We start from the raw sequence: 21,708 nt of genomic DNA on the forward strand, positions 1-21,708 counted from the left end.
TCCTTGTGTTGGGGTACAGGCAGATTGCCGGCGTGCCAGTGTACAAGTGTTTCAAGGGTTTTCAATATGATGCAATCGGCGGGCAGCCTCAGGCTGCTGCATACCTCGGACTGGCATCTGGGCCGCACCCTGTACGGCAGGCGCCGTTATGGGGAGTTCGAGGCCTTTCTCGACTGGCTGGCCGAAACCCTTCGGCAGCAGCGCGTGGATGTACTGCTGGTGGCCGGGGACATCTTCGATACCACGGCGCCGAGCAACCGCGCCCAGCAGCTGTACTACCGCTTTCTCTGCCAGGCCGCGAACGCCGGCTGCCGGCATGTGGTCATCGTCGCCGGCAACCATGATTCGCCGTCCTTCCTCACCGCGCCGCAGGAGTTGCTGCGGGCGATGAACGTGCATGTGGTGGGCAGCACCTCCGAGGACATTGCCGAGCAGGTGCTGACCCTGCATGGCCCTGATGGCGAACCGGAACTCATCGTCTGCGCCGTGCCCTATCTGCGGGATCGGGACATCCGCCAGGCAGCGGCCGGCGAGAGCGTTGCAGACAAGGAACGCAAGCTGCAGGACGGGATTCGCGAGCACTACGATGCCGTGGCCAGATTGGCGGAAGATCGGCGGACAGAGCTCGGCGCGCACCTGCCGATAGTCGCGACCGGTCACCTGTTCACCGCCGGCGGTCAGACCATCGAGGGTGATGGCGTGCGTGAGCTGTATGTGGGGTCCCTGGCGCATGTCCACGCCAGCCTGTTCTCGCCGAGCTTCGATTATGTCGCCCTCGGCCATCTGCACGTACCGCAGAAGGTCAACGACTCGGAGCACATCCGCTACAGCGGCTCGCCGCTGCCCATGGGCTTCGGCGAGGCGCGCCAGCGCAAGAGCCTGTGCCTGGTGGATCTTGCCGTGCAGGAGGGGCAGCGCCAGACCGGCATCGAGCTGCTGGAGATACCCGTATTCCAGCGCCTGGAACGGATCACCGGGGACTGGCCGGCGATTGCCGCGCGGCTGGCCGAGCTGGTTGCTGTCGGCTCGGACGCCTGGCTGGAGATCATCTATCAGGGCGAGGAGATCGTCAGCGACCTGCGCGAGCGTCTGGACAAGGCCACCGAGGGCAGCGCCATGGAGATACTGCGGGTCAAGAACAGCCGTATCGCCGAGCGGGTGCTGGGCCGGATGCACGAACAGGAGACGCTGGACGATCTGGATGAGCAGGAGGTGTTCGAGCGCTGCCTCGATCAGCACGAGGTAAGCGAGGAGCAGCGGGCGGATCTGCGCCACGCCTACCGGGAGGTGCTGCAATCGATCCACGAGGATGACGCCGGGGCCCTCGGAGGGACCCACGGATGAGGATCCTGCAGCTGCGTTTCCAGAACCTCAATTCGCTGGTGGGGGAGTGGCAGATCGACCTTGCCGATCCCGCCTTTACAGCCGACGGCATCTTTGCCATCACCGGGCCGACCGGCGCGGGCAAGACCACCCTGCTCGACGCCATCTGTCTGGCGCTGTACGGCAGCACCCCGCGTCTGGGCCGGGTGACCAACAGCAGCAACGAGATCATGTCCCGCCAGACCGGGGAATGCTTCGCCGAAGTGACCTTCGAGACGGCGGGCGGCCGCTACCGCTGCCACTGGAGCCAGCGCCGGGCGCGCGGGCGTATCGACGGCACCCTGCAGGCGCCGAAACACGAGATAGCCGATGCCGACAGCGGCAGGATCATCGAATCGAAGCTGAGCCGGGTCGCCGAGCAGGTGGAGCTGGCCACCGGCATGGATTTCGAACGTTTCACCCGCTCCATGATGCTGGCCCAGGGCGGCTTCGCCGCCTTCCTGCAGGCCACCGCGGACAAGCGTGCGCCCATTCTCGAACAGATCACCGGCACCCGTATCTACAGCGAGATATCCGTGCGCGTGCACGAGCGTCAGCGTTCCGAACGTCAGGCGCTTGAGCTGCTGCAGGCGGAGACCGCCGGCATAGTGCTGCTGGACAGCGAGCAGGAACAGCAGTTGCGCGAGCAGCTTGCGCTGCGCACCGCCGAAGAGCAGACCCTGGCCTCCGACGTGGAAGTGACCCGCCAGGGCATCGACTGGCTGACCGGTCTGGCCAGCCTCGAGCGCGAGCTGCTGCTGCTGGCCGAGCAAAGCGAAAACCTGCGCCGGGAGCAGCAGGATTTCGAACCCCAGCTCAAGCAGCTGGCCCTCGCCATGCAGGCCATGCTGCTGGATGCGCCCCACGCGACCCTGCGTACCACCCGCCAGCAGTTGCAGCAGGACCGCGACACCCTGGTCCGCGAGCAGGCCCGGTTACCGGAGCTGGAGCAGGCGGCCGGGCAGCAGCAGGCGGCGCTCGACAAGGCGGTGCAGCACTGCGAGAACAGTCGCCGCCAGTTGCAGGAAGCCGCCCCGGTACTGGAGCAGGTCCGCAGTCTGGATCAACGTTTGCAGGAGCAGCGCCGGCTCATCGCCGCCGAACAGCAGGGCTGCACGGCGGACCGGGCGGCACTGGAACAGTTGCACGGGCAGCGAACGCACCTGCAGGCACAACTGGACCAGGCCGGGCAGACGCTGCAGGAAGTGCAGCAGTACCTGTTGCAGCATGCCCGGGACCAGTGGCTGGTCGGCGGGCTGGCCGGGGTGCGGGAGCAGCTGGATGGGTTGCTGGAGCGCCAGCAGGAACTGGGGCGGCGGGAGAACGAGCTGGAGGCGGCCACCCTGCAGCACCGGCAGGCCAGTACCGAACTGGGAGCGCTGCGAGAGCGATACCGACAGCAGGAGAAGGCGCTGCAGGAAGCCGAGCAGACCACCGTCCGGGCGCGGGAAGCGCTGGACAGCCTGCTGCAGGGTCGCCTGCTGCGCGAATATCGCGCCGAGCGGGACGCGCTGCAGCGCGAGCGGGTGCTGCTGCACCGCATCGCCCGGCTGGAGGATGAGCGCAGCCGGCTCGCCGATGGCAAGCCCTGTCCCCTCTGCGGCGCCACCGACCATCCCTATGCCCGGGGCAACGTGCCCACGCCGGATGCCGCCGAGCGGAGGATTGCCGAGCTGGACAGGCTGATTGCCCACGCGGAGGAGCAGGAGGCGCTGATCCGCCGGCTGGAACAGCAGGAGTTGAAGGCCCGTACCGACTTCGGCGAGATTCGCGCCACCGGCACCGCCGCCAATCATACCGAGCAGAGCGCCGGCGAGCGGGTCGCCGCACTGTCTGCGGCCCTGCAGGGGGCCAGGGAGGAGTTCGCCCGCCGCCGGCAACTGCTGACCGAGCGGCTGCAGCCGCTGGGTATCGACAGTCTGCCGGAGGGCGATCTTGCGCCCCTGCTGCAGCAGCTGGAGCAGCGCCTGGCGGACTGGCAGGCGCGGGTTGCCAGCCAGACGGAGATCGAGCGGCGCATCGGCGAGCTGAACAGCGAACTGCGCCATCAGCAGACCCTGGCGCAGGCCGCCGAGGGAGCACTGGCGCAGCGGGACCAGCGGCTGCAGGCGCTGCAGCAGGAACAGCAGGGGCTCGTCGACCAGCGCCGGGCCCTGTTCGATGGCCGCGACCCCGGCACCGAGGAGCAGCGCCTGCGCCGGGCGGTCACCGACGCCGAGCAGGCGGAGAAAACCGCGCGGCAACACCACGCGGCGCTGCAGCAGCAGTGGCACGAGCTGCGCGCCCATGTGCAGTCCGTGCAGCAGCGCATCAGCCGCTGTGAGCCGGAGCTGCGCCAGTTGGAAGAGGATTTTGCCGAGGCGCTGGTGCAGGCCGGCTTCGGGGATGAACAGGCCTATCTGGCGGCGGTACTGCCGCCGGCTGAGCGGGAACGTCTGGGTCGTCAGGCCCGGGAGCTTGAGCGGCGCCACACCGAGCTGGAGGCGCGCATCAGCGACCGCCGTCAGCGCCTCGCAGCGGAGCAGGCCCGCCAGCTGACCGAGCAGACGCTGGAGCAGCTGACCGGGGAGCTGGCAACCCGGGAGGCATCGCTGGCTGAGATGCGCGAGCTGTGCAGCGGACTGCGCCACCGCCTGCAGGACAATGACCGCGCCCGGGAACGCCTGCAGGAACGACAGCAGGCCATCGAAGCGCAGCAGGCCGAGTGCCGACGCTGGGATGCCCTGCATGCCCTGATCGGCTCGGCCGATGGCAAGAAATACCGCAACTTCGCCCAGGGCCTGACCTTCGAGATGATGGTCGGCCATGCCAACCGCCAGCTGCAGAAGATGACCGACCGCTACCTGCTGGTACGCGATGCGGAGCAGCCGCTGGAGCTGAACGTGATCGACAACTATCAGGCCGGCGAAGTGCGTTCGACCAAGAACCTGTCCGGTGGGGAAAGCTTCATTGTCAGCCTGGCGCTGGCCCTGGGGCTGTCGCAGATGTCCAGCCGCAATGTGCGGGTCGATTCGCTGTTCCTTGACGAGGGCTTCGGCACCCTCGACGAGGAGGCGCTGGATACCGCCCTGGACACCCTGGCCGGGCTGCAGCAGGAGGGCAAGCTGATCGGCATCATCTCGCACGTGCAGGCACTGAAGGAGCGCATAGGCACGCGCATCCGGGTCTACCCCGGCACCGGTGGGCGCAGCCGTATCAGTGGTCCGGGCTGCCTGCAGATCGTCTGATGCAGGTACTGACCCCTGCCGCAGCCGGGGTGACCGGCTGCGGCAACAGGGCAGGACCTCAGGCGGCCGCGTCGGCGGTACGGCGGTTGTGCACTGTCCAGAGTCCGATCAGGCCGACCACGGCAATGGCGATGCCCATGGGCTTGCTGTAATCCAGCGGCAGGTTCAGGCCGATGGGTGCGGTGGCGATGTAGGACAGGGTGATGGCCGTGCCGATCACCGCCGGAATGCTCACTATCCAGTGGAAGGTGCCCCGATCCATCAGGTACTTGGTCGCCAGCCACAGCACGCTGGTCGACAGCAGCATGTTGGAGAAGGCGAAGTAGCGCCAGATCAGCGAGAAATCCAGGTGGGTCATCAGGTAGGCCACGCCGAGAATCGGTGCGGCCAGCGCGAGGCGGCGCATGGCTGACTGCTGGATGTTGAAGGCATCGGTAATGGTCAGGCGCAGCGAGCGGAAGGCGGTGTCACCCGAGGTGATCGGGAAGATGGCTACCGCCAGGATGGCCATGACGCCACCCAGTACGCCCAGATAGCCGGTGGCGACATGGTTGACCACCAGCCCCGGGCCGCCCTGGTCGAGCATCGCCTTGAGTTCCGGATAGCCGCCCGGAAACGCCGCGATACCGGCCAGCGCCCAGACGCAGGCGACCATGCCTTCGCACATCATCGCGCCGTAGAAGATCGGGCGCGCATATTTCTCGTTGGTCAGGCAGCGGGCGATCATCGGCGACTGGGTGGAATGGAAACCACTGATGGCACCGCAGGTGATGGTCAGGAACAGCAGCGGCCAGACCGGCAGCCCTTCGGGATTGGGCGCCAGGAAGTCATGTTCATGATGGCCATGGAAGTAGGCGAACACATCGCCGACCTGGGGCAGGTTGGGGGCTTCCAGCAGCAGCGCCAGGGCCACCAGGGTGGTCATCACTATCATCAGCAGGCCGAACAGCGGATAGAGCCGGGCGATGATCTTGTCGATCGGCAGCAGGGTGGCCAGGAAGTAGTAGGCGAGGATGATCAGCACCCAGGCGGCATTGTTGCCAAGCAGGGTGCCCTCGAACACCGACAGGTTGCTCAGCAGTCCGGCCGGACTCATGATGAAGACCACGCCGACGAAGAACAGCAGCATGCAGGTGAATACCAGCATGAAGCCCTTGAAGATGACGTTGTAGTAGTGACCGGCGATCTCGGGCAGGCTCTTGCCGTCTTCCTTGAGGCTCATCACCCCCGAGAAGTAGTCATGCACGGCACCGCCGATGACGTTGCCGATGACGATCCAGACCAGCGCGACGGGGCCGTAGAGGGCGCCGAGAATGGGCCCGAAAATGGGACCGATACCGGCGATGTTCAGGAACTGGATCAGGAAGGCACGGCCGGGACTCAACGGTACGTAGTCCACCCCATCGTGGAGACGCTGTTGGGGCGTGACATTGGCGGGATCTATCCCCGCCTGCTTTTCCACGAAGGGACTGTAGAAGCGGTAACCGAGCAGCAGGATGGCAAGGCTGAGGAAGAATAGGAGCATCTTGTAACCTCGATTCTCATTTGGAGGAGGCCCTGCGCTGAACTGCGCTGGCCTGAAGTGCAGATCACCCCCCAGCTTAGCGCGGGGAGTGATTACAGGATACTAGCCTATGGTCGAGGACAGGACGCGCGCCGGGGCTACCAGGTGCTGCGCGGATTCACGCTGGAGTTACGTGGCCTGTTGTATTCGAACTGTCCGGTCCCGGTCTCGATGCCGGTCGTGGACAGTTCCTCGGGTTCCCAGTCGGGTTCGGCGGCCGGGCTCTTGGCGAGGCCCACGGCGGGCATCAAGGGCTCGGTGGGCAGGGGCGGTGTGTCAGGCGTCCGGAGCGATCTTGCCGCTTCCTCGGCGGCCCGCTGTCGCTCCCGCTTGAGCTCTTCCAACTGGTATGCATGGTCGCGTCGCCATTCTTCCCCGCGAAACAATTCGTCTGTCCCTGGTAATTGCGCCAGAACCGCCGGAGCAACAGCCATCGTGACTACCGCAAGCATCAGTCTCACCCGATGTCCCTCCTTCGTCTATCAGCGTTGTTATCGGTCGCAGCGTAATGGCGAACCGCTGCGCACCGTTTCTCAGGACAATCTGATCGGGGCGAAATTCCCGGAATGCAAGTCCCCCGCTGAAAACTTTTCCGGCAGCCGCTGACCACGGTGGTGCGGACGAAGCCGGAGGGCTCAGAACGCCGTGGTCAATGCCAGCCGGAACAGATTGCCACTGGGTTGCACGCCGCCGCTGCCCGCCTTGACCGAGTATTCATGATAGACCGCGCCCTTGAGCTGCAGCCCGGTATCCGGCCAGCGGTAGCCCAGTTCCAGACCGGCGGCATGGCGCTCGGCCTTGTTGTTGTTGCCGGCGCCGGTATCGGCCTCCAGCTGCCAGGCATCATAGCCGGCCAGGCCCACTTCCAGGCCGCTGTCCAGACGGTGGGACAGCGCCCACTCCACCAGCCAGCTGTCGCCGGGGGTGATGCCGGTATCATCCTGCTCGCCCTTGATCTCGTAGCGCGACAGGGCCGATACCGACCAGCGGCGCTCGGGGTCGAAGTGCCAGGCGCCGCCCAGGGTCAGCATGGTCGCCGGATGGCCGCGGCCGATGGTGGCCGGGTCACGGGGATCGTGCTCGGCGGTATCCAGCCAGAAGCCGGCAGCAAACACCGTATCCCACTGCGCGCCATGCCAGCCCAGCACCACAGGCCCCAGGTAGACGTCACCCACGCCGCTCTCGCTGCTGTCCACGCCCAGACCGCGGAACCTCAGCGATGTGCGCTGCACCGGCACTATCGCCTCCACGCCGTAGTTGGCGCCGAGGAAGGTCCTGTCGGTGACGTACAGCAGGCGGTTGGCGAAGGCGGTGACACTGCCGGTGTTGTTGCCGGGCAGATCATCGCCACGGGCGTCGGCGACCTGGCGAATGTCGTAATGCACCAGATAGGCCCGGTAGTACAGACCCTGCACCGGCGGCATGAAGGCGCCGCCGCTGGCTTCGATGCCGGGCACGTAGTGGCCGTTGGCGGCGAGCAGCGGCAGGGGAGCCGACAGGGTCAGAAGGGACAGAAACAGGCGGTTGAGGGTCAGTCGCATGGCCGGGTACCAGTATCAGAGGAACAGGAAGCGCGCCGCAGGATAGGAGCGTCCTCATACCGCGGCTATTAGGCTTTCCTCTAATGCAAGATAGGCCGGTTTATGGCAGGACGCGAAACGCCAGCTCACCGCGGGTGGCAGTCAGCAGCTGTTCCTGCAGCCCGGTGAGGGTGGCTTCGGGCAGGCGCATGATCAGGGTGACGCACCCGGCATGCCGTACCTCCAGCAGTTCGCCACCGGCCTGGGCGAGCAGGTGGCGTGCGGTACTTTCATGGGCATAGGGCAGCTCGCAGTGGACTTGCACCAGCGCCACCGGGGCCACCTTATCGGCCTGTTGCAGGGCCTGGGCCACGGCATCGGTATAGGCGCGGACCAGGCCACCGGCTCCCAGCTTGATGCCACGGTAATAACGCACCACGGTGGCCAGCACGCCGTCGAGCTGCTGATGACGCAGCACCTCCAGCATCGGTCGACCCGCAGTGCCCGAGGGTTCGCCATCATCCACTGCCGCGCTGTGCCCACCCGCCAGCAGCGCCCAGCAGACGTGGGCGGCATCCGGGTGCTCGGCACGCAGTTCGGCTACCCGCAGCTGGGCGCTGGCGCGGTCGGCAACCGGTTCGACACAGGCAATGAAGCGGCTCTTGCGGATTTCCAGGGTGGCGTGAACGGGCTGGGCGAGGCTGTACATGGCATCAGGGGGTTGAGGCTGAGCCGCGAGTATACGCCAGAAAGCGGCACGGGCGGCCGAGCCGCCCGGCCCAGCGGTGCCCTGTCAGCGTGCGAGGATCACACGCCCGTCACGGATCGAGGCCCGCACCGGCTGCTGGCCCAGCAGCACTTCATAGGGCGAGCGGCCCTGGAGTATCACGCAGCGGGCGGGCAGTCCGGGCCGAAGGCAACCTTCAGGCCGGCCGCCAGCAGTTCCGGCACCCGGGTCAGGCCGCGGCGTTTGGGGTAACTGTCGAAGCGGCCCTGCAGGTGCAGGCTCTCGGTGGGCCGGGTTCAGACTGCGTCGCTGCCCTGATGTTGACGCACCCAGTCGATCAGCTCGTCAAGGCCCATGGGGCGGGAGAAGTAGTAGCCCTGGAATACATCGCAGCCGTAGCCCCTGAGCAGTTCGAACTGTTCGCGGTTCTCCACGCCCTCGGCCACCACCGTCATGCCCAGCTCGCTGGCGGTGGCGATGATGCCGCGGCAGACGGCGGCGTCCTTGCGGTTGGAGATGACATTGTCGACGAAGTTGCGGTCGATCTTGACGCTCTCCACCGGCAGATCCTTGAGATAGCTGAAGCTGGAATAGCCGGTACCGAAGTCGTCGATGCTGGTGGTGATGCCCATCCGCTTGAGGGTGTTCAGGGTCTCGATGGCGGCATCGCTGTTGCGCATGAGGATGCTCTCGGTGAGCTCGAGCTCCAGACAGCTGGCGGGCAGGGAAGTGCGATAGAGGATATCCTGCAGGGAGGCGAGGAATCCCGGACGGTGGAACTGCAGGGGCGACAGGTTGACAGCTACCCGATGGTTGAGCAGCCCCAGGTCCAGCAGCTGTCTGGCATCCCGGCAGGCCTGGGTGATGACCCAGTGACCCAGGTGCATGATCTGCCCGGTTTCCTCGGCGATGGGAATGAACCTGGCCGGCGAGATGAGTCCCTTGATCGGGTGGCGCCAGCGTACCAGGGCCTCCAGCCCGCAGAACCTGCCGTACTGGTCCACCTTGGGCTGATAATTGAGGAACAGCTGGTCATCGCGCAGCGCCTCCTGCAGCTCGTTGCGCAGGGTTACCCCGGAGGACAGCTTCTCGTCCAGATCGCCGGAAAAGATCACATAGGCATTGCGACCCTGCTGCTTGGCCTTGTACATCGCCATATCCGCCTGCTGCAGCATTCTCGTCGGCGCATCCAGATCCTCGGGCAGGAAGCTGATGCCGATACTGGCGGTGACGTGCAACTCGTGGCTGCCGACCCTGTGCGCCTGGCCGACCTCGTGGAGAATGCGATCAGCGACCAGCTCGGCCTCCCGTTCGGTTTCCAGGTTGGGCAGCAACAGGACGAATTCATCGCCGCCGAAACGCGCCAGGGTATCGGTGGGGCGGATCGCGCAGCTGAGGCGGCGGGCCACGTTGATAAGAATCTGATCACCGATACGGTGCCCGAGGGTATCGTTGATGGGCTTGAAACTATCCAGGTCGATGAACATGACTGCCAGCTGCTTGCCGCTGCGCTGGGCCAGCTGGATATCGTGTTCCAGGCGGTCCTCCAGCAGGGCGCGGTTGGCCAGGCCGGTGAGCGCGTCGTGGGTGGCCTGGTAGGCCAGCTGGCGTTCGTGCTCCTTCTTCTCCGACACGTCCTTCATGATGACGGTGTAGTGGGTAATGCCGCCGTCCTCGTCCTTGATCGGCGCCAGGGACAGCTGGTTCCAGAAGGTCATGCCGTTGCGTCGCAGGTTGCGCACGGTGAAGGTCGCGGCTTCGCCGTTGGCGATGGTGGTGCGGATCAGCTCGACATCCCGGGGCTCCTCCATCGAGCCGGTAATCATCGACAGGGTGCTGGCGCGCGCTTCCTCCCGGCTGCACCCCGTCATGCTGGCGAAGGCGGCATTGACGAACACCACCGGCATCGCCGGATCCCGTACATCCACCACCAGCACGGCATTGTCGCTGGACTCCAGACTGCGGGTCAGCAGTCGCTGGTTCTCCTGGGCCTGCAGGCGTTCGGTAATATCCTTGACCACCGCGTACAGCCCGACCACGGCGTTGTTGACCAGCACCGGCATGAAGGAACATTCGTAGTCACGCCATTGACCGGAAATGTTCAGGAACTTCACGCTGAAGGTCTGCGCACTGCCCTCGATGGTCCGCTGGAAGGCGGCATCGAAGGTTTCGAAGTCCCGGCGGCTCATGGCTCTGCCGGTGACCACGCTCTGGTAGTGGAGTTCACCCAGGTCCTGGTCATTGATGCCGGTGATGAATTTGGCCCGGTCATTGAGCGCGACATAGCGCCCTTCACGGGTGAACTCGAAGACCGCGTCGGGTGACTGGTCGAACAGCGAGCGGAAGCGCTGCTCCTCGGTATGCAGGGCTCTGGTGCTCTGGCGCTGCTTGACCGCCACGATGCGGCCGATGGTCAGTAGATAGCTGACCAGCAGACCCAGAACCAGGATCGAGGGAATCAGCATGCCCGGCAGCGCCCGCATGCTGGCCGGGCCGGCGGAGGCGGTAACGGTCAGGGTCGGCCCACCCGGCAGGGTGACACTGGCGTGCTCGAACACCTCCAGCCTCTGGGCATGTTTCAGTGAGGGGCTGTCGGGCCGGGAGACCAGAGTGAAATCGAACTCGTTGTCGGACGCCGGAGGCACCGGCTGCCACATGGGATCCAGGTCAAAGGTGGCGAAGAACAGCGCCTCGGTGGAGCCCTCCGGCACTATCATCAGCACCGCATGCAGCGGACGGCTGTTATCCGGGATGTGCCAGGCGGCAGCCAGACCCTGGGCCCGCATACTGTTGATCCACTGCGCCATGGGCGGGTTCGCCATCTGCCGCGCCAGCCAGTGCTGTTCGCCGGTATTGCTGCTTTCATGGAGCAGGGTCCGGCCGTCGCGGCCCAGCACCAGCAGGGATTTCAGGGCGGTGATATCGGTGAAGTAGCGCTTGAGTTCGGTGCGCTGCAGGGCGGCGGGCACTTCCAGATTCAGCGCAGCCCAGCGGTCGGCCAGTCGCCCGATCAGCCCGGCTGAGGAAGCCAGTTCGTACTCGAGCATCCCGGCATAGTGCTGCACCAGCGCGCGTGCCGAATTGTGGCGCTCCTGATGAATGCCCCAGCTGGCCATCACCAGCAGAAAGAAGGTGCCGAAAACGGCCAGAGCACCGCCACTGGCGGCGGAAAGCTCCATGCGTTCGATCTGGGACCAGGGCAGACGGCAGAGGAGCGCCAGTGCTGCAGCAAATACCACACAGAATATGGCGCCGATCCGGGTGAAGCCGATGATGAGCGGGGGGCTCTCCCCGCCGCCGGCGAACAGGAACATCAGCAGTACATAGCCGCCGATGGCCATGCCCATGCAACTGATCAGCAGGGCGAACAGCCGACGCAGGCGGGTCTCGGTACCGATCAGGCCGCCCAGCCCCCACAGCAGGGAGCAGACCATCGGCGCTATCTCGCCGCTGGACTGCGCAGCCGGTGCCATCAATCCGGCGACCGCGAGCAGCTGACGCACCGCGTAATAGCCGCCGACGATGGAAAGCAGGGATCCGGACAGATAGCGCAGCGGTCGTGATTGCAGCATCAGCGACAGCATTACCAGGCTGCCGAGTAGCAGTACCACCGAGCCGCGCATGGTCACCATGAGGCTTTCGGGAATTGCCAGGCCGGGCCAGACATGGCCGACGAATCCGAGCAGCCCGGTCAGCAGTCCGCTGATGAACAGGACGTAGAGCCAGACCTGCAATCGGAGATTGTGCGTGGTACTGATCATGGATGCTGTGTCCCCCCGCTTTTCAGGTTAAAGCGCTTTCGCCAGTTGATCCACGGCCACCGCCAGCTTTTCATCAATGATGTGCAGGTACTCGGTCCAGTCATTCACATGGTTGAGCTCTGCCCGGCCATCGGAAATCCCCCGCAGGGCGATCAGCGGCAGGTCGAAGCGCATGCAGGCGCGCAGGCAGGCGTAGGTTTCCATATCCACCATCTGCGCGGCGACGCTGTCATAGGCTGCGCCGGAGACGATATTGGCCCCGGTGGAGAGCGTCGCCTCCGCAATGCCGGGAATGCGCAGGGGCAGGGGCAACACCGCCGGCAGACCGAGAAACGGCGTGACGCCCCGCTCGAAACCCAGCGCCGAGGCATCCATATCCCGATAGGCCACCGAAATCGCCTGATAGATGCCGGTCTGCTCCAGCACCCGACTGCCGGCTGAGCCCAGCGACACCACCAGATCCGGAAGCTCGCCCCGCGCAGCCATTGTTGTCAGGGCCGTTGTGAGCTGTACCGCCGCCTCCACAGGACCTATCCCGGTCAGCAGCGGGATGAAACGCTGCTGCAGATGCGGACCATACTCGGCGCGGTCGGCCATCACGAACAGCACGCGACGCCCGCTCAGGGTGGTCAGCGGGGGCGGCTGCAGATACTCCAGGTTTTCGGTAACAAATGAACTATTCATGATGGGGGAGCCAGTAAGGAAATAACCGGGCCGCAGTTTACCCTGTCGGAAACATCAATAGAGCCTGTCCGGGCGCCCCGGGCCTGCTCAGCCCGAGCACACCCGGTTGCGCCCGCCGCGTTTGGCCTGATACAGCCGGGCATCTGCCTCGGCCAGCAGGTCCGTCGGTCGGCGGCAGTAGCCCTTGAGCTCGCTGGCCACCCGGCGCAGGTATTCGTCGCCCATGGCGTGGCCGAGCTGGTCATTGACCTGCTTGAAGTGGTCCAGGTCCAGCATCAGCACGCTCAAGGGACGCCCGGTACGCCTGTGCAAGGCAAAGGCCAGCGCCACACGCTCATCAAACCGCCGCCGGTTCGCCAGGCCGGTCAACCCGTCGGCCATGCTCATGCGTTCCAGCACATCCACCGCGCCGCTGCGCAGGGCCTGATAGAAGGCCTTCTTGCCCTCGTCCAGGGGCAGGGCATGCAGACGTCAGAGGGTGGGGGAATAGCAAATTCGGGCGGGGGCTGGCCAGCGGGGAAGGGAGCTTCGCAATAGGTCGTGATTCCCGGAGACGCTGCGGCGTGCTTGCTTCGGTCACTGGTCGGCGAGCGGGTGCTCGCCAACTCAGGGCACAACCCTTCGGGGTGTAGCGCGCCCTGCGTTACGCCTGCCTCTGACATCAATCCTGCGGTGTGATACTCACCCCCTGCTCGGCAAACACCTCCTGCGCCACCTTCAGCGCATTCAGCGCCCGGGGAAAGCCCACGTAGGGAATCAGGTGCATGATGCATCCAGCGATCTCATCCGCCGTCAGCCCCACATTCAGCCCGGTAATCACGTGCATGCCGATCTGCGGCGTACCCTGGGCCACCAGTGCGGAAATGGTGGTCAGCACCTTCTGCTTGTTATCCAGCCCCGGTCGGGCATAGATATCACCAAAGGCGAACTCCACTACCAGCCGGGTCAGGTCCGGCGCAATATCCCTGAAGCTCTCACCCACTTCCATGTGCCCGGTCGGGCTGTTGGCATCGGCCACCGTCAGCTCCTTCAGCTTGTCCATGCCCTTCTGATAACGATCAGTGCTCATCTCGATCTCCTGTTCAAATAGATGGATACAGGGATCATACCCGGCATGCAGTCCCACTGCTTGTCGCGCCTTCACATACCCTCTACCATCAAGCCGATCCGCCATCATTCAAGGATGGTGCGATGCGTCTTTCGAGTTCTGCCGTTTCAGCTGCCCTGCAGGGCTTCTGCGTGCTGTCCGGCGCGTCGGCTGGGTGAGCTGGCCGCGGTTTTATGTTATCCAGCCCAGTATCAGCGGGAGGAGCGCACAGCGCCTGGCTCCTTCCCAGCATGTCAGGAGATTCGGCGTGACGATCAAAACCATCATTGCAGCGATCGCCCTTGAGCATGGTGAGCAGCAGGTAGCGCGCCGCGCGATCCGGCTTGCCGCCGCCCACGGGGCCAAGCTCGTACTGGCCCATGCGATCGAGAGCCTTCCGGAGTCCGATCCCGGACTTCCGACTCCAGCCAACGAGAAAGCCATCGCAAGCATGCTGGAAGCAGAGGCTATCGCTTCACTCAGGCAGCTGGCCGAGCGCGCGGCGGTTCAGGTAGAAGTCGAGGTGGAATGCGGCAAGGCCGACCAGCTTATCGAGCGCCTGATACGCGATCACGCTGCCGACCTGCTGGTTATCGGGCCAGGAAGGCCTCAGAATCTGCGCGAAAGAATATTCGGCTCGACCGCTGACCGGGTTGTGCGCGTCGGCTTATGTCCGGTCTTGGTCGTCAAACGCGCAACTGACGAGCCGTACCGGCGTGTGATCGCGGCCGTTGACTTCTCGCCGATGTCGTTTGCGGCAGCACAGACCGCGGCGCAAATAGCCCCGCCGGCGAGACTTGAGCTTATACACGCTTTCGAAATCCCGCATACGTTCGAGCAGGCCATGCTGAAAGTGGGAACCTCTCAGGCCGAGCTCGACCGGTATCGTGAAGCCAAAGCACAGACTGCCTACGCAGAATTGCGTTCCGTCCGCGCAGACCTGGCAGTGGCAGGAAAAATTCGGGTCGTTCGCGGTGATCCTGCCACAGCGCTGGTTCGAGTCGCGAGGAGCGGAAGAGCAGACCTCATCGCGCTCGGCATTCAGGGAAAGAACGCAGTATCCCGATTGATTCTGGGCAGTGTCGCGCGCCGCGTGCTCGCGGCTTCCTCGTGTGACGTGCTTCTGGCAGGTGGTGCCATGTCGAGAGATTGACGACTGACTGAGCAGGTTATAGCCGAGATGGTGAATAATGATGGCGATTCCCGATGCCGGAGGGTATCCAGTGCGCGGTGCAGCAACTGAACAGCTGGCTGGACAAGACACAGCGCACATCACACCGCAGAGCACTCTGGGTAAGGCTATCAGCTACCTGTCCAACAACTGGCTCAGGCTGACCCGCTACCTGGAAGGCGGCCACAGATGCCACAGAGGGCGGAGCGTATCGCGTCGAGGATCTGACTCTTTATTTCGAGTTGGAGCGTACTGAAGAGAATATGGCGCCCCGACAGGATTTGAACCTGTGACCCCTGCCTTCGGAGTGCAATCTGGTACAGCGAGGCGAGTCTGTTTTGCTAGGCGTAAATCGGTTCTAAGGTGCATGGTATCTGGCTTAGGGTAAAAAAGCCACGCTGATTGACCAGTTGAGAGAGCAAGCCCCGATTGACATGATGTGTGCAGTCTTTGATATCAATCGTTCCTGTTATTACGAACACCGCCAGAGGGTACAGCGTGTCGATGCTGAACGGGTAGCCCTGAGAGCCCAGGTTAACGAGCTGTTCAACAAAAGCCGCAGCTCCGCAGGTAGCCGTACCATACAGGGCTTACTGAACGATCAGGGCGTCGACATCGGTCGTTTCAAGGTGCGCCGGCTGATGGGCGAGCTGGGCTTGGTCTGCAAGCAGCAGGGGCCTCACGCGTACAAACGAGCAACAGTGGAGCGGCTGGATATCCCTAACCGACTGGATCGGGAGTTTGACGTGGCACAGCCTGATCAGGTTTGGTGTGGTGATATCACTTACATCTGGACGGGGCAGCGCTGGAGCTATCTGGCGGTAGTAATGGATCTGTATGCTCGTCGGGTGGTCGGTTGGGCTATGTCTGATACCGCCGATGCAGATCTGGTTGTTCAGGCTCTGGATCATGCCTGGGAACAGCGTGGGCGCCCTCAAGGGGTCATGTTCCACTCTGATCAAGGGTCGCAGTATGCGAGTCGCAAGTTCCGGCAAAGGCTCTGGCGTTACCGCCTGCTGCAGAGCATGAGCCGTCGTGGCAACTGCTGGGACAACGCGCCCATGGAGCGTCTGTTCCGTAGCCTGAAAACGGAATGGATACCGCCGATGAGTTATCACAGCCTGGCCGCTGCCCGGAAGGATATCAGTAACTACCTGATGGGATATTACAATCAGGAGCGGCCCCATGCCTTCAATGGTGGGATCGCACCGGTAGTGGCAGAAGAAAAACTTAAAACACTGTCCGGAATCAGTTGACCACTACATCTGATGACCTACCTGGTCAAGGACAAGCAGCAACACTTGCGGATCAAGCCTGCAGGCGCGAGAGCTTACCGTACCAGTTGCATACGCTAGTTGGCGCCCTGAATGTGCTTGGTTGGCCAGTACATGAGTGTGCACCATGGGCTAAGTCAAGGTATCAATCCTCTTTTGCCTCTATCCTGCCAAATCCGCTTTAACCTGATAAAGTCGGCTTTGATTTCGAATTAACAGGTTAGCGCATGACCGATAGATGGCTGAGCGTAGAGGAAATCGGCGAACACTTGGGCGTGAGTAAGGACACTGTCTATGCATGGATCGCAAAGCGGCACATGCCCGCGCACAAGGTCGGGCGGCTCTGGAAGTTCCAGAAGGCTGAGGTGGACGCGTGGGTTAAAGCTGGCGGTGCCAGTGATGATGTCGCCTCGGAGTCGACGCATGGCTGATCCATACCGCTTGTCATTCACCACAGGTGGGCTCTTCATTCAGGAGTCACCGCCTGTGGCTGAGCTTTTCCTCATGAAGCGTGACTGGCAAGAGGCTCGTGATCAGGTTCGTCAGATGAATCTATTGCAGGTACGCACTGCAGCAGCTGCCACGCGCATTAGTAAAGAGATTGTCGCCCGATTGGAGCACCTGGATGTAGGTGAGCTTGAGGCCTTGGTTGAGGGGAATAGGAAAGATCAGGGGTACCTTCTCTGGGCTGCGTGCTCTCGACGCTACGCTTTTATTAGCGAATTTGCGACGGAGGTGCTTCGTGAGCACTTGCTTCTGAGACGGATGGTGCTGTCCCCTATCGACTTTGACGCCTTTTGGAGCAGGAAAGCTCTGTGGCACGGTGAATTAGATCAGATTGCTGAGTCGACACAGAAAAAGCTAAAACAAAATCTATTTCGAATGATGCGAGAGGCGGATCTGATTGGTGATTCGCTACAAATTCAGCCGGCCCTATTGTCGCCGGCGTTGGCCCAGCTGCTGGCCAAAAGGGGTAAGGAAGAGTTGCTTATCTACCCCGTAACTGATCAGGAGATTACGCGTTGGCTTCAATGAACCGGAAAATCAGCGAGCAGCCAATGGCCGTTCGCTTCGATCATTTGCTAGGCGTAATCAGTGGTCAGCGTTTCCTTGAAATGAGGGGGTTGAACAACGATCTGCCCTTTTACATCTGCGAGTTCAAGGCTGCTGAGGCTGTGGAGATGGAGCGTGTGCGCCGGCAGTTGGTAACTCGGTTGGCGAGCATGAGTATTCCCTGTCTTCAGGGAAGAGGCATCCAGGTTCTGGAAGTCAACCTGTATGACTTGTCCATTGAGCTGCTCAAGGCCCGAGAGGGCAGTAGTGAGCAGGGCTGCCTCTGGGATGACCTACTCGCCATTGAGCCTGAGGTAGAGAAAGAGCAGCTGTTGGAGACTCTGCAGAACGTCTTGGGCATCGAGGAGTATCTGATCCCCGCTATCGGTGAGCGACTAGCGGCTGCTGAGTACGACGTTTTATTCCTCTCCGGCATCGGTGAGGTGTTCCCCTACATCCGTTCACACAACGTGCTGAACAACCTGCAAAGCACTGCCAAGTCCAAGCCTACGGTTATGTTTTTCCCTGGCGAGTACCGATACTCGCTGGAGCAGGGGGCTTCGCTGGAGCTGTTTGGCTTGCTGCATGACGATAAGTACTACCGCGCATTCAACATTTTCGAGACACAGGCCTGAGGAAGCAGTAGATGGAACTCAACGGCATTTTCCTGAACCCCGTCAGTCGTCCTATTGAAGGGGTGATCAAGGCTGATGATGAAGCCAGCCTGTATAACGAGCTGAGCGAGTATGTGCTGACCGACGAGGTCGCCAAGCGCCTGGAACACTTTCTTGACGCTTACACCGACTATCACGGCGCCAATGGCGTGTGGGTGTCAGGCTTCTTCGGGTCGGGTAAATCTCACTTGTTGAAGATGCTGGCGCTTCTGTTGGAAAACCGCCGCATCGATGGCTCCTCTGCCCTGGATATCTTCCTGCCCAAGATCCACGAAGACGATGCACTGCTGCGCAGCAAGCTCAAGCAGGCTGTCGCCATCCCCTCGAAGAGCATCCTGTTCAACATCGACCAGAAGGCCGACATCATCAGCAAGACGCAGATCGACGCCTTGCTGTCGGTCTTCGTCAAGGTCTTCAACGAGATGTGCGGTTACTTCGGCAAGCAGGGCTACATTGCCCAGTTCGAACGTGATCTCGACAGCCGCGAGCAGTTCGATGCTTTCAAGGAGGCCTACCAATCCATCGCCAAAAAGCCCTGGGAGCGTGGTCGTGAGCAGGCTCTGCTGGAGTCTGGCAACATTGCCAAGGCCTATGCGCAGATCACCGGTGAAGATCCGACTCTGGCCAAGGGAATCCTCGACAAGTACCGCACCCAGTACAGCGTCTCCATCGAGGACTTCGGCAATCAGGTCAAAGCCTGGCTAGACAAGCAGCCAGCCAATTTCCGTCTGAATTTCTTCGTCGATGAGGTAGGCCAATACATCGCCGAAAACACCAAGCTGATGACCAACCTGCAGACTGTCGCCGAAAGCCTGGCGACTAAGTGCCAGGGGAGGGCTTGGATCATCGTTACCGCCCAAGAGGATATGAACTCCGTGCTCGGGGACATGAGCAAGCAGCAGAGTAATGACTTCACCAAGATCCAGGCTCGCTTTGCTAACCGTCTCAAGCTCACCAGCGCTGACGTGGCTGAGGTGATCCAGAAGCGTCTGCTGACCAAGAATGATAGCGGTGCAGATCTGCTGAAAACTGTTTACGACCAGCAGTTCAATAACTTCAAGACCCTGTTCGAGTTCGCCGATGGCGGCCAGCATTACCAGAACTTCCGAGATCTGGAGCATTTCACCTACTGCTATCCGTTTGTGCCGTATCAGTTCCCGCTGTTCCAGTCGGCCATCCGTGGCATTTCTTTGCACAATGGCTTTGAAGGTAAGGCCAATTCGGTAGGTGAGCGCTCCATGCTCGGCGTGTTCCGAGAGGTGGCCATCGCCATTGAGAACGAACCAGTTGGCCAGCTCGCCACCTTCGACCGAATGTTTGAAGGCATTCGTGGCGCGCTGAAAAGCGCAATCCAGAGCGCGATCAACAACGCCGAGCGTCACTTGGGGGACGAATATGCCATCCGTGTATTGAAGGCTCTGTTCCTGGTCAAGTACGTCAAGGAGTTCAAGGCCACCCTGCGCAACCTCAGTGTGCTGATGCTGGAGCGTTTCGGCGAGGACGTGCCTGCCCAACGCAAGAAGCTGGAAGCTGCCCTTAACCTGCTTGAGCAGCAGACCTACATTCAGCGTAACGGCGACCTCTACGAGTACCTCACTGACGAAGAGAAGGACATTGAGGAGGAGATCAAAAACACCGAGGTGGAGTCTGCGGATATCCTCAAGGAGTTGGAGGTTTTGCTGTTTGATGGGGCAATCAAGCAGCGCAAGATCCGCTACGAGAACGGCCAGGACTACTCCTATACCCGCAAGATGGATGATCGGGTGCTCAGTCGGGAGCATGAGCTCACCATCCATGTCGTAACACCGCTCAGCGACAACTTCGACAATCTCACCGTGCAGCGCATGCAAAGCATGGGGCGTGATGAGCTGCGTGTCGTGCTGCCTGCAGATGCGCGCTTCATGCAAGATCTGACCATGTACAAGCGCACGGAGACGTACATTCGTCAGAACAGCAGCACTCAACAGGAGGCTGTCAAACGAATCCTAGACTCCAAGAGCTTCCAGAACACCGAGCGCCTTGCGGATATCCAGGAGCGTGCCAAGCACCTGTTGGCAGGTGCCCAGCTGATCATCAATGCGGCCGATATAGAAGCCCCCAGTACCGATGGTCAGACACGAATTCTGAAAGGTTTCTACCAGCTCATCGAGACCACCTATCCGAACCTGCGCATGTTGCGGGATGTGCCGTTCAGCGAGGCTGATATTGGCAAGTACCTACGCCAGGGGCAGGATGGACTGCTTGGCAATGATGCTACCAGCCTGAGTGAGCCCGAGCAGGAGCTGTTGGCTTTTATCCAGACCAATGCTCGCAGTGGCGTTCGCACCACGGTCAAGAGCTTGCTCGAGCGCTTCGAACGCAAGAGCTACGGTTGGTACTACGCTGCAATTCTCTGCAACCTCGCCCTGCTTTGCGCGCGAGGCAAGGTAGAGGTGCGTCAGGACAGCAATCCCCTGGAAGGGGATCTGCTGGAGCGCAGCCTGCGCAATACCAATGCCCACGCTACCCTGGTGTTGGAGCCGCAGATCGAGTTCAGCGCGTCCCAGGTACGTGCATTAAAGGATTTCTTTGCGGATTTCATCGGCGAGCCGGCCAGCAGCAATGAAGCCCGCGCTCTGGCGCGTGAAACCATAGATGCCATCAAGGAGCTGGAGATCGATCTGGCTGAGTTGCACGGTCAGAAGGTGCAGTATCCCTTCCTCAGTGCCTTGGACGGTGTGCTGGCGACTCTCAAGGAAATAGCTGCCAAAAATCCAGCTTGGTTCCTGACGGATCTGTCCCGCGCAGAGGATGCGCTGCTAGAGGCCAAAGAGCAGATCATCGACCCTGTGCAGCGCTTTATGAAAAGCCCGCAGAAAGAGATCTACGATCAGGCTCGTCTGCTGGTGCAAGAGCAGCAAGAGAATTTTGCCTATGTCGGCTCGGCGGAAGTTGACGCCATTCGAGCCGTGCTCGCAGATGCAAAGCCCTGGCAAGGCAATCGTCTTCAACAAGCTCGGCAGCAGTTGGAGGCGCTTCAGCTTGCCATTGCCAACCAACTGGCCAGTGAGCAAAGGGCCAGTGAGCAGTTGCTCGATGAGCTGGAGCAGCGCCTGCAGGGGGCTGAGGGGTACGGAGCTCTCGACGCGGCGCAGAAACAGCAGCTCTCAGCACCCTTTGCGCAGGCTAAGCAGCAGCTGAAAGGGCAGAAGCTCATTGCGGTTATTCGTGACCAGCGTAATCGATTCGAGGACGAACAATACCCTCAGTTGTTGCTCAAGCTGGATCAGTTTGCGCGTCCAAAACCGGCTCCTGCTGAGCAACCCTCGTCATCTACGCAGCCCGAGAACACTGAAACGCTCAGTGCTGATACGCCTGAACAGCCGATGCTGAAAGTGGCGGAGCCGCGAATTGTGCAGTCTCGTCACATCAAAGTCGGCTACGCAAAGCCCTGGTTGACCAGTGAAGCCGAGCTGGACGAATACCTGCAGAAGCAACGTGAAGCCTGGCTGAAAGAAATCCAAGCCGGCAACCGAGTGCAGATCTGACACGGAATAAATACAACTGGCCCGTCAGGTGCGAGGCCAAGTCTAGGGCCGTTCGGTTGAATGGCTGAGTGGGGGAT

Annotated in this window: 15 protein-coding genes, 1 tRNA gene and 2 pseudogenes; 9 read left to right on the top strand and 9 right to left on the bottom strand. The window is 62.1% G+C overall.

The genetic code is table 11. The annotated features are described in order from the left end of the window. Window positions 1-66: 66 nt before the first annotated feature. Window positions 67-1,344: an exonuclease SbcCD subunit D C-terminal domain-containing protein gene (locus VF673_RS03560; RefSeq protein WP_440290919.1), complete on the top strand. Its 1,278-nt coding sequence runs from the start codon at window positions 67-69 to the stop codon at window positions 1,342-1,344. Continuing rightward, window positions 1,341-4,589, top strand: coding sequence for an AAA family ATPase (locus VF673_RS03565; protein ID WP_440290920.1), 3,249 nt, complete (start codon window positions 1,341-1,343; stop codon window positions 4,587-4,589). The genes VF673_RS03560 and VF673_RS03565 overlap by 4 nt, the downstream gene beginning before the upstream one ends. 58 nt (window positions 4,590-4,647) lie before the next feature. On the opposite strand, the gene VF673_RS03570 is transcribed toward VF673_RS03565, so the two are convergent. The 8 genes from VF673_RS03570 to VF673_RS03605 form a co-directional block, all read right to left on the bottom strand. After that, entirely contained in the window at window positions 4,648-6,114 is a 1,467-nt protein-coding gene (locus VF673_RS03570; RefSeq protein ID WP_440290921.1) for a carbon starvation CstA family protein, read from the bottom strand. Between the two features lie 137 nt (window positions 6,115-6,251). Then, window positions 6,252-6,614 (bottom strand): hypothetical protein, encoded by a 363-nt coding sequence (locus VF673_RS03575; RefSeq protein ID WP_440290922.1) that lies wholly within the window; start codon window positions 6,612-6,614, stop codon window positions 6,252-6,254. A 174-nt stretch (window positions 6,615-6,788) separates the two neighbouring features. Further along, window positions 6,789-7,694 (bottom strand): SphA family protein, encoded by a 906-nt coding sequence (locus tag VF673_RS03580; RefSeq protein ID WP_440290923.1) that lies wholly within the window; start codon window positions 7,692-7,694, stop codon window positions 6,789-6,791. Between the two features lie 100 nt (window positions 7,695-7,794). Beyond that, the gene (locus VF673_RS03585) at window positions 7,795-8,382 is read right to left on the bottom strand and encodes an IMPACT family protein (protein ID WP_440290924.1); all 588 of its coding nucleotides are present in this window, start codon (window positions 8,380-8,382) and stop codon (window positions 7,795-7,797) included. Window positions 8,383-8,696: 314 nt separating this feature from the next. Then, the gene (locus VF673_RS03590; protein WP_440290925.1) at window positions 8,697-12,161 is read right to left on the bottom strand and encodes a putative bifunctional diguanylate cyclase/phosphodiesterase; all 3,465 of its coding nucleotides are present in this window, start codon (window positions 12,159-12,161) and stop codon (window positions 8,697-8,699) included. Window positions 12,162-12,188: 27 nt separating this feature from the next. Further along, the gene (locus tag VF673_RS03595) at window positions 12,189-12,845 is read right to left on the bottom strand and encodes a 5'-methylthioadenosine/S-adenosylhomocysteine nucleosidase (RefSeq protein WP_440290926.1); all 657 of its coding nucleotides are present in this window, start codon (window positions 12,843-12,845) and stop codon (window positions 12,189-12,191) included. An 87-nt stretch (window positions 12,846-12,932) separates the two neighbouring features. After that, the gene (locus tag VF673_RS03600; RefSeq protein WP_440290927.1) at window positions 12,933-13,232 is read right to left on the bottom strand and encodes a GGDEF domain-containing protein; all 300 of its coding nucleotides are present in this window, start codon (window positions 13,230-13,232) and stop codon (window positions 12,933-12,935) included. Between the two features lie 274 nt (window positions 13,233-13,506). Further along, the gene (locus VF673_RS03605; RefSeq protein WP_440290928.1) at window positions 13,507-13,914 is read right to left on the bottom strand and encodes a carboxymuconolactone decarboxylase family protein; all 408 of its coding nucleotides are present in this window, start codon (window positions 13,912-13,914) and stop codon (window positions 13,507-13,509) included. Between the two features lie 286 nt (window positions 13,915-14,200). On the opposite strand from VF673_RS03605, the gene VF673_RS03610 reads away from it, so the two are divergent. After that, window positions 14,201-15,085: a universal stress protein gene (locus VF673_RS03610; protein WP_440290929.1), complete on the top strand. Its 885-nt coding sequence runs from the start codon at window positions 14,201-14,203 to the stop codon at window positions 15,083-15,085. 83 nt (window positions 15,086-15,168) lie between these two features. Further along, window positions 15,169-15,287 (top strand): annotated as a pseudogene (locus VF673_RS03615) (IS66 family transposase); the annotation flags it as partial. A gap of 80 nt (window positions 15,288-15,367) precedes the next feature. On the opposite strand, the gene VF673_RS03620 reads toward VF673_RS03615, so the two are convergent. Then, window positions 15,368-15,432, bottom strand: a tRNA-Arg gene (locus tag VF673_RS03620). Between the two features lie 69 nt (window positions 15,433-15,501). Here VF673_RS03620 and VF673_RS03625 point away from each other — a divergent pair. From VF673_RS03625 to brxC, 5 genes and pseudogenes are all read left to right on the top strand, one after another. After that, a pseudogene (locus VF673_RS03625) lies at window positions 15,502-16,359 on the top strand (IS3 family transposase); the annotation flags it as partial. A gap of 245 nt (window positions 16,360-16,604) precedes the next feature. Continuing rightward, the gene (mads1, locus tag VF673_RS03630) at window positions 16,605-16,808 is read left to right on the top strand and encodes a methylation-associated defense system helix-turn-helix domain-containing protein MAD1 (protein WP_102082566.1); all 204 of its coding nucleotides are present in this window, start codon (window positions 16,605-16,607) and stop codon (window positions 16,806-16,808) included. Then, window positions 16,801-17,412, top strand: coding sequence for a DUF1819 family protein (locus VF673_RS03635; protein ID WP_440290930.1), 612 nt, complete (start codon window positions 16,801-16,803; stop codon window positions 17,410-17,412). Before mads1 ends, VF673_RS03635 begins: the two co-directional genes overlap by 8 nt. Next, the gene (locus tag VF673_RS03640; protein WP_440291138.1) at window positions 17,409-18,065 is read left to right on the top strand and encodes a DUF1788 domain-containing protein; all 657 of its coding nucleotides are present in this window, start codon (window positions 17,409-17,411) and stop codon (window positions 18,063-18,065) included. Before VF673_RS03635 ends, VF673_RS03640 begins: the two co-directional genes overlap by 4 nt. 11 nt (window positions 18,066-18,076) lie before the next feature. Continuing rightward, on the top strand, window positions 18,077-21,631 hold the full coding sequence (gene brxC, locus VF673_RS03645; RefSeq protein WP_440290931.1) for a BREX system P-loop protein BrxC: 3,555 nt from the start codon (window positions 18,077-18,079) through the stop codon (window positions 21,629-21,631). Window positions 21,632-21,708 lie beyond the last annotated feature (77 nt).

The organism is Halopseudomonas sp. Lyrl_26 (assembly GCF_051948695.1).
Classification (GTDB): Bacteria; Pseudomonadota; Gammaproteobacteria; order Pseudomonadales; family Pseudomonadaceae; genus Halopseudomonas; species Halopseudomonas formosensis.

Bases quoted from the DNA above. Each gene is read 5' to 3' on its own strand.
- VF673_RS03580 (WP_440290923.1), bottom strand. From the start codon at position 7,694: ATGCGACTGACCCTCAACCGCCTGTTTCTGTCCCTTCTGACCCTGTCG.
- VF673_RS03595 (WP_440290926.1), bottom strand. From the start codon at position 12,845: ATGAATAGTTCATTTGTTACCGAAAACCTGGAGTATCTGCAGCCGCCC.
- VF673_RS03585 (WP_440290924.1), bottom strand. From the start codon at position 8,382: ATGTACAGCCTCGCCCAGCCCGTTCACGCCACCCTGGAAATCCGCAAG.
- VF673_RS03570 (WP_440290921.1), bottom strand. From the start codon at position 6,114: ATGCTCCTATTCTTCCTCAGCCTTGCCATCCTGCTGCTCGGTTACCGC.
- VF673_RS03565 (WP_440290920.1), top strand. From the start codon at position 1,341: ATGAGGATCCTGCAGCTGCGTTTCCAGAACCTCAATTCGCTGGTGGGG.
- mads1 (WP_102082566.1), top strand. From the start codon at position 16,605: ATGACCGATAGATGGCTGAGCGTAGAGGAAATCGGCGAACACTTGGGC.
- VF673_RS03605 (WP_440290928.1), bottom strand. From the start codon at position 13,914: ATGAGCACTGATCGTTATCAGAAGGGCATGGACAAGCTGAAGGAGCTG.
- VF673_RS03560 (WP_440290919.1), top strand. From the start codon at position 67: ATGATGCAATCGGCGGGCAGCCTCAGGCTGCTGCATACCTCGGACTGG.
- VF673_RS03635 (WP_440290930.1), top strand. From the start codon at position 16,801: ATGGCTGATCCATACCGCTTGTCATTCACCACAGGTGGGCTCTTCATT.
- VF673_RS03640 (WP_440291138.1), top strand. From the start codon at position 17,409: ATGAACCGGAAAATCAGCGAGCAGCCAATGGCCGTTCGCTTCGATCAT.
- VF673_RS03600 (WP_440290927.1), bottom strand. From the start codon at position 13,232: ATGAGCATGGCCGACGGGTTGACCGGCCTGGCGAACCGGCGGCGGTTT.
- brxC (WP_440290931.1), top strand. From the start codon at position 18,077: ATGGAACTCAACGGCATTTTCCTGAACCCCGTCAGTCGTCCTATTGAA.
- VF673_RS03590 (WP_440290925.1), bottom strand. From the start codon at position 12,161: ATGATCAGTACCACGCACAATCTCCGATTGCAGGTCTGGCTCTACGTC.